The organism is Streptomyces sp. MZ04 (genome assembly GCF_004684775.1).
Taxonomy (GTDB): domain Bacteria; phylum Actinomycetota; class Actinomycetes; order Streptomycetales; family Streptomycetaceae; genus Streptomyces.
Map to the genome: position 1 here is coordinate 1 of NZ_SRIC01000393.1, position 6,090 is coordinate 6,090.

The 6,090-nt window shown below is 71.7% G+C and carries 8 protein-coding genes; 1 reads left to right on the plus strand and 7 read right to left on the minus strand.

Annotated features, from left to right (window positions below; genetic code table 11):
* The 4 genes from E2651_RS40155 to E2651_RS40170 form a co-directional block, all read right to left on the minus strand.
* Window positions 1–793, minus strand: a 793-nt coding sequence (locus E2651_RS40155) for a putative sulfate exporter family transporter (protein WP_135336217.1), incomplete at its 3' end; no start/stop codon positions are given.
* Complete coding sequence (locus tag E2651_RS40160; RefSeq protein WP_135336218.1) at window positions 793–1,365, minus strand: cysteine dioxygenase family protein; 573 nt, start codon at window positions 1,363–1,365, stop codon at window positions 793–795. The genes E2651_RS40160 and E2651_RS40155, both read right to left, overlap by 1 nt.
* A gap of 106 nt (window positions 1,366–1,471) precedes the next feature.
* Complete coding sequence (locus E2651_RS40165) at window positions 1,472–2,377, minus strand: LysR family transcriptional regulator (protein WP_135336219.1); 906 nt, start codon at window positions 2,375–2,377, stop codon at window positions 1,472–1,474.
* Between the two features lie 83 nt (window positions 2,378–2,460).
* Window positions 2,461–3,057 carry a TIGR03086 family metal-binding protein gene (locus E2651_RS40170; RefSeq protein ID WP_135336220.1) on the minus strand — a complete coding sequence of 199 codons (597 nt, stop codon included), beginning with the start codon at window positions 3,055–3,057 and terminating at the stop codon, window positions 2,461–2,463.
* Window positions 3,058–3,162: 105 nt separating this feature from the next.
* On the opposite strand from E2651_RS40170, the gene E2651_RS40175 reads away from it, so the two are divergent.
* The gene (locus tag E2651_RS40175; RefSeq protein WP_135336221.1) at window positions 3,163–4,167 is read left to right on the plus strand and encodes a WYL domain-containing protein; all 1,005 of its coding nucleotides are present in this window, start codon (window positions 3,163–3,165) and stop codon (window positions 4,165–4,167) included.
* Here the strand turns inward: E2651_RS40175 and E2651_RS40180 are convergent.
* The 3 genes from E2651_RS40180 to E2651_RS44865 form a co-directional block, all read right to left on the minus strand.
* Window positions 4,112–4,969: an alpha/beta hydrolase gene (locus tag E2651_RS40180; protein ID WP_135336222.1), complete on the minus strand. Its 858-nt coding sequence runs from the start codon at window positions 4,967–4,969 to the stop codon at window positions 4,112–4,114. The two genes, E2651_RS40175 and E2651_RS40180, sit on opposite strands and share 56 nt — an antisense overlap.
* 50 nt (window positions 4,970–5,019) lie before the next feature.
* Window positions 5,020–5,652, minus strand: coding sequence for a TetR family transcriptional regulator (locus E2651_RS40185; RefSeq protein WP_135336223.1), 633 nt, complete (start codon window positions 5,650–5,652; stop codon window positions 5,020–5,022).
* A gap of 100 nt (window positions 5,653–5,752) precedes the next feature.
* On the minus strand, window positions 5,753–6,090 hold a 338-nt coding region (locus E2651_RS44865), incomplete at its 5' end, for a hypothetical protein (RefSeq protein ID WP_209446373.1).

Here is a 6,090-nt window from a genome sequence, read left to right on the forward strand (position 1 = left end):
TCGTGGGCTCGGAGATGGGTATAAGAGACAGGGCTTGCGCAGCGGCCCGCGCCCGCAGCGCAAGCCCCACCGCAGCCACCAGCGGCGCAAGCACCGCCACCCGCATCAGCTTCACCAAAACCGCGTCGCCCAACGCCCCCGCCCCGGCAGTCTGCGCGGTGGCCACCACCTGCCCCACGTCGTGCACGCTCGCCCCGGCCCACCGCCCGAACTCCGCGTCGCTGAGCCCCAACGGCCCCTGGAGCAGCGGGAGTACGGCGATGGCCAGCGTCCCGCAGAGCGTCACAAGCGCCACCGAAACCGCCGCGTCCCGCTCCTCGCTCTCCGCCACCTCGCTGACCGCCCCGATCGCGGACGCGCCGCAGATCGAGTAGCCGGTGGCGATCAGGAGCGGCTGATCACCGGGCAGCCCCATCCGGCGGCCCAGCCACCACGTGCCGAAGAACGTCGCCGCGACCACCCCGATCACCATCGCCACCGTCGCCCAGCCGAGGCCAAGGACGTCGTCCAGGCTCAGTTTCAGGCCGAGCAGGACGACGCCGAGCCGCATCAGCCGCTTTCCGGCGAGGGAGAGCCCCGCCTTGCCCCGGCCTCGTGCGACAGCGCGCACACCCGGCACATGCGCCGCCGCGAGGCCGAGCACCACCGCCGCCGTCAGCATCGGGACGGCGGGGACCAGTGCGTGTGCCGCCCCGGCCACCGCGACACCGAGCGCGGCCAGGGCGAGTCCCGGCAGCGGGTGGTGGCCCGCGGCCGACGACACTCCGCGAGGCCGCTGCCCGAGCAGCGCCATCAGCGGTCGGCCGGCAGCTCGTACACCCGGCGCACGCTGGTGCCGAGGCGGGAGATGTCGGCGCCGTACACATGGAGGGAGATCGCCGGCTCCGTACCGCCGTTCCACACGCGGTGGATGTCGCCGGGCGGCGCGAATCCGCAGACCGTGCCAAGACCGTTGACCAGGTCCTCCGTGGCGACGAGCCGCGCCGCGCCGCCGGACGCGGCCGCCGGGACGAGGCGGTAGCGCCGCTCGTGCTCCGCGCCCTCGTGGACGCCGGTCACGCACCAGGAGACGTGGTCGTGGACGGGCGTGTGCTGGCCCGGCAGCCAGACGAGACCGACCACGGAGAAGCTGCCGTCGTGCTCGGCGTGCAGCAGATGCTGCCGGTAGCGCTCGGGGTCGCCCTCGCGCTGCCCGTCCGTGAGCAGATCGGCGGCGGTGATGTGCGGGGCGAGACACTCGCCGACCAGGTGCGCCGTCAGGTCCGGCGGCAGCCCCCGGCCGACGGCCTCGCGGATGTCGGCGACGAGGGCGTCGAGGCGTTCGGTGGTGCGGGCGGCTCGGTACGCGGTGGTGGGGGTACTCATACGGGCAGCGTCCTGCCGCCCGTCCATCACGTCCAACGACGGTCTCTAAGCGGGAACCCAACTTCTGCTTATGGGTGGTTACTTGAGGCGGCGGCCCGCAGCGCCCTCAGCAGCCCACCCTGTTCGCCGCCACCGCCTTCAACTCCTCGAGCACCAGCGCCGTCGCCGGGATCCGCAGATGCTCCCGGAGCGCGTACGCCGACACCTGGCGCCGTGACGCCGGATCGAGCGCGCGGCCCGTCACGTCGTGGTGCCGCAGGAAGTTGAGGACGAGGCCCGGCATCATCGCGATGCCGAGGCCCTCGGCGACCAGGCTCTGGATGACGAGATTGTCGTCCGTGGTGAATGCGATGTCCGGTGCGAAGCCCTGCTCGGCGCACTCGTGCAGGAAGTTGGCGCGACAGCGCAGACAGCCCGCGATCCAGCGCTCCCCGGAGAGATCGGCGAGCTTCACCGAGCGGCGCCGGGCCAGCGGGTGCCGGGACGGCATGAGGACCGTCAACTGGTCTTCCATGAGCGGGATTTCCACCACTTCCGCCGGTACGGCCTCGTGCAGTCCGGGGTAGTGGAAGGCCAGCGTGATGTCGCAGTCGCCGTGCACGAGCCGCTGGAGCGACTCGGGCGGTTCGTACTCCTGGAGTTCGACGCGTACGCCGGGACGGCCGGCCGCGAGCCGGGCGAGCGCCTCGGGGATGAGGGTCGCGGTGGCGCTGGGGAAGGCGCACAGGCGCACCCGCCCGGTGCGCAGGCCCGTGATCGCGTTCATCTGCTGCTGGGCGGCGCTGATGTTGCCGAGGATGATCCCCGCGTGCCGGGACAGCGCCTCGCCCGCCTCGGTCAGCCGCATGCGCCGGCCGACCCGCGTGAACAGGACCGTGCCGACGGACCGTTCGAGCGCCTTCATCTGCTGGGTGATCGCAGGCTGCGTATAGCCGAGCGAGCGGGCGGCGGCCGAGTAGGAGCCGGTGCGCACCACTTCGTGGAAGGACCTGATGTGCCGGGAATCGAACACGCCTGAATCATAAGTAGAATTTGGGAAGCGCCGACAGGGCGTTCCCCGGCCTTTTGGATCGGCCGGTGTCCGGATCCGACCGGCTAGCCCGCTGTCCCCTCCAGCGGCGTGCGCCCGAGCCAGGCCGCCAACTCTCCATAGGCATCGGCCCCTTCAGCGACTTCCTGCACCGCGCCGAACGGCACGCCCTCGCCGCGTCCCTCCGCGGGCAGCGCCTGGTGTGCGAAGCCGAGCGCGAACCGCGCCAGTTCCTGGTCGAGTTCGAGCGGCCGTCCGAGGGCCTCGGACAGATCCCAGGTGTGGGTCACGGTCTCCATCACGTACCCGGTGAGCGCGATCCGCCCCGGGGCGTCGCCCCACGGCACCCGCACCTGCGCGTCGAGGCGCGCGTCGTCCGCCCAGGCGTCGAGCGCGGCCGTCCTGCCCTTCTCGTAGGCCGAGGCGAAGCCGTCGTCCGGTACGTCGTCGGCGTACGGCGTGACGGCGAGGCCGTCGCCGCCCTCGCCGACGACCTGGAAGCGCCGGGTGCCGCCGACGAGGTGCGAGATGAGCCTGCGTACGTCGTACTCGTCGCAGGGTGTGGCGGCGTCGAGCTGCTCGGGGCGCACGGTGGCGATCAGCGCCGCGACCTGGTCGGTGGCGCGGGCGAAGAGGGGGCGGGGGTCGGGAGAGGCGTTCATGGCTGTCTTCCTTCGTCTGTCGGTTCGGTCTCTGCGCGCTGACGGACGACACTTTCGCCGCATAACCTGACACCTGCCGTCAGCTTTTCCGTCATCCTTGGCGAGGTGAAATCCGACCGGCTCCTCTCGATCCTGCTGCTGCTCCAGACCCGCGGCCAGGTCCCCGCGCGTGAACTGGCCGACCGCCTCGAAGTCTCCGTGCGCACCATCTACCGCGACATCGAGGCCCTCTCGGCGTCCGGCGTCCCGGTGTACGCCGAGCGCGGCCGGCACGGCGGCATCGCGCTGCTTCCCGGCTTCCGTACGGACGTCACGGGGCTGACGCAGGACGAGTCGCGGGCCCTGTTCATCCTCGCCGCGCAGGGCGCGCACGCCGCGCTCGGGCTCGACGCGGCGCTCGGCTCCGCGCTGCGCAAGGTCATGGCCGCGCTGCCCGAACGACACCGTCCCGCCGCCGAGTTGACGAGCCGTCGGATTCTCGTCGACTCGGCGCGCTGGATGGTGGGGGCGCGTGTGGCCGGTCCGGCCGCCGTCGACCTGGACGTCCTGCAGGACGCCGTCTTCGCCGACCGGCGGCTGCGTCTGCGCTACCTGCACAGCGGCGACGCGGAGCCGAGCACGTACACCGTGGATCCCTATGGCCTCGTATCGAAGGCGGGTGTCTGGTATCTGGTCGCGGACCGGCGCGGCGTCCCGCGTCTCTTCCGCGCCGACCGTGTGCGGTCGGCGACCCGCACGGACGCGCCCGTCAAGCGGCGGCCGGGTGTCGAACTGGCCGACATCTGGGGTGTGTTGAAGCGTCAGGTCGAGGACCGTCCGGTCGGTGTCGAGGTGACGGCGCGGGTGTCACGGGACCGCTTCGCGCTGTTCGTCCGTATCAACGGCCATCGGCTCGCCGCGCGCCCCGAGGACGACGGGGAGAGCGAGTGGATCGCCGTCCGTCTCGGGTACGGGGTGGTCGGTGAGGTCCGCACCCTGCTTCCGTTCGCCGACGCCGTCGAGGTGTTCGCGCCGCCCGAGGCCCGAGAGGAACTGGCGCGGGCGGCCGCCGCGGTCACGGAGCTGTACGGGACCCGTCCGGGCGCAGGAATCGGCTCAGCTCGCCGGTGAGTTCGGCGGGTGCGTCCTCCTGTACGAGATGTCCAGCGCCCTCGATGAGGCGCAGCTCGGCGCCGGGGATCAGCTTGGCCAGTTCATGGCCGCGCCGGACGGGGATCCAGGTGTCGTCCGTGCCCCAGCAGATGAGGACGGGCAGCGCCAACTCCCCGTACCGGCCCTGGATTTCATCGGTGAACCGCTGGTCGTTCTGCTCGATCTGCCGGTAGAAGGCGGACCTGCCCTCGTCCGTGCACCAGGGCTCGACGAGCCGGTCGAGCACCGCCGGGTGCAGCCCTTGGTGGCTCGCCGAGGCGACGTACTCCCGTACCAACGCCTCGTGCAGGGCGGGCGGCAGCTGGGCGAAGACGTCGGCGTGCGCGCCGAGCAGGCGGTAGGTGGGGGAGCCCCAGGGGGCGAGTGCCACCGGGTCGACGACGGCGATGCGGTCGTAGGCGGCGCCGTGCAGCAGGTGCGCGCGCAGGGCGACACAGCCTCCGAAGTCATGGGCCACGACGGCGGGCTGATCGAGGCCCCAGTGGGCCAGGAGGTCGGTCAGTACGCGGGCCTGCGCGGCCAGGGACACGTCCTGCCCGGCGGACATCTCCGAGGTGCCGTAACCCGGCAAGTCCCAGGCGTACACGCGGTGTTCGCGGGAGAGCGCGCGGGCGACACCGCGCCAGACGTACGACGAGAAGGGGGTGCCGTGGACCAGGACGACCGGTGGCGCGTCCTCGGGGCCCAGCGCGGTCCAGCGGACGGTGCCCGTCGGTCCTTCGAAGGTGTGGTCGAGCGTCCAGCCACGGTCGGTCGTCATGAGCGTAAGGCTAATAGCTCCTTACGGGAGAGTCGAGGCGCCTCGCGGGGTCAGCGCTCGTCCAGCCAGTGGAGCCTTCCGAGCGTCACCAGCCGCAGCTGCCTGCGCGCCACGTCCGCCACCTGCTCCTCGTCCCCGGGTGCCGCCTCCAGGAGGGCCGACGCGGTCATCACCATGTGGTCGACATACATCCCGGCCAGCATCAGGAGGTCGTCGTCGCCCCAGCCCGCCGCCTCGGGCTCCCGGGCGAACTGGTCCGCGACCTCCCGTGCGAACAGGTCGAGCTGGCCGCCGATCGCGGCCCGCACCGCCTGCACCCCGCCGTGCTGCTCACGCGCGATGAAGCGGACGTGGGCCGGGTGCGTGCGGACGTAGGCGGCTATCAACTCGACGGCGGCCGCGATGCGTTCCTCGCCGGTCTTGTCGTTGCCGGTCGTGGCGAGCAGGGTGCCGAGCGTCGCGTGCAGGCTGCCGAGCGCCTCCTCGACCAGGGCCACGCCCAGGTCGGCCATGTCGCGGAAGTGCCGGTAGAAGGCGGTGGGCGCCACGCCCACGGCACGGGTGACCTCGCGCAGGCCCAGGCTGCTCAGGCTCTGCTCCTCGAGCAGCTGGAGCGCCGCGTCGAGGAGGGCCTGCCGGGTCTTCTGCTTCTGGGCCTGCCGGATGCCGAGAGTGTGACTCATGCCATGCAGTTAACAACTGTTCTCCGAGATTGGGAAGCCGGAGGGAGTAGTAGACTCCCAAGTCAGTGAACAGTTGTAACCACAAACGTTCACCGAAACGTCACACGAGAGGCATCCCATGCTGTTCCTCGTCGCCGCCCTTCTTCTGCTCGGCGTCGCCCTGGGTTCCGTGGCTCACGCGCCGCTTCCCGTCACCCTCGTCGCCGCTGCCGTCATCGGCGTATGGCTCCTGGTGTTCGCGATCCGCGAGCGCCGTGGGCAGCGCCGGGCGCTGCCGGGCCACCACTGACTGCCGGGCCACCACCACTGACCGCCGGTCCGCCACCACTGACCGCCGGTCCGCCACCACTGACCGCCGGCCACCCTCGATCCGTACGGCACCTACAAGGAGTCGCACCATGGAACTCACCACCGCCACCACCCCGACGGCTGTCTCTT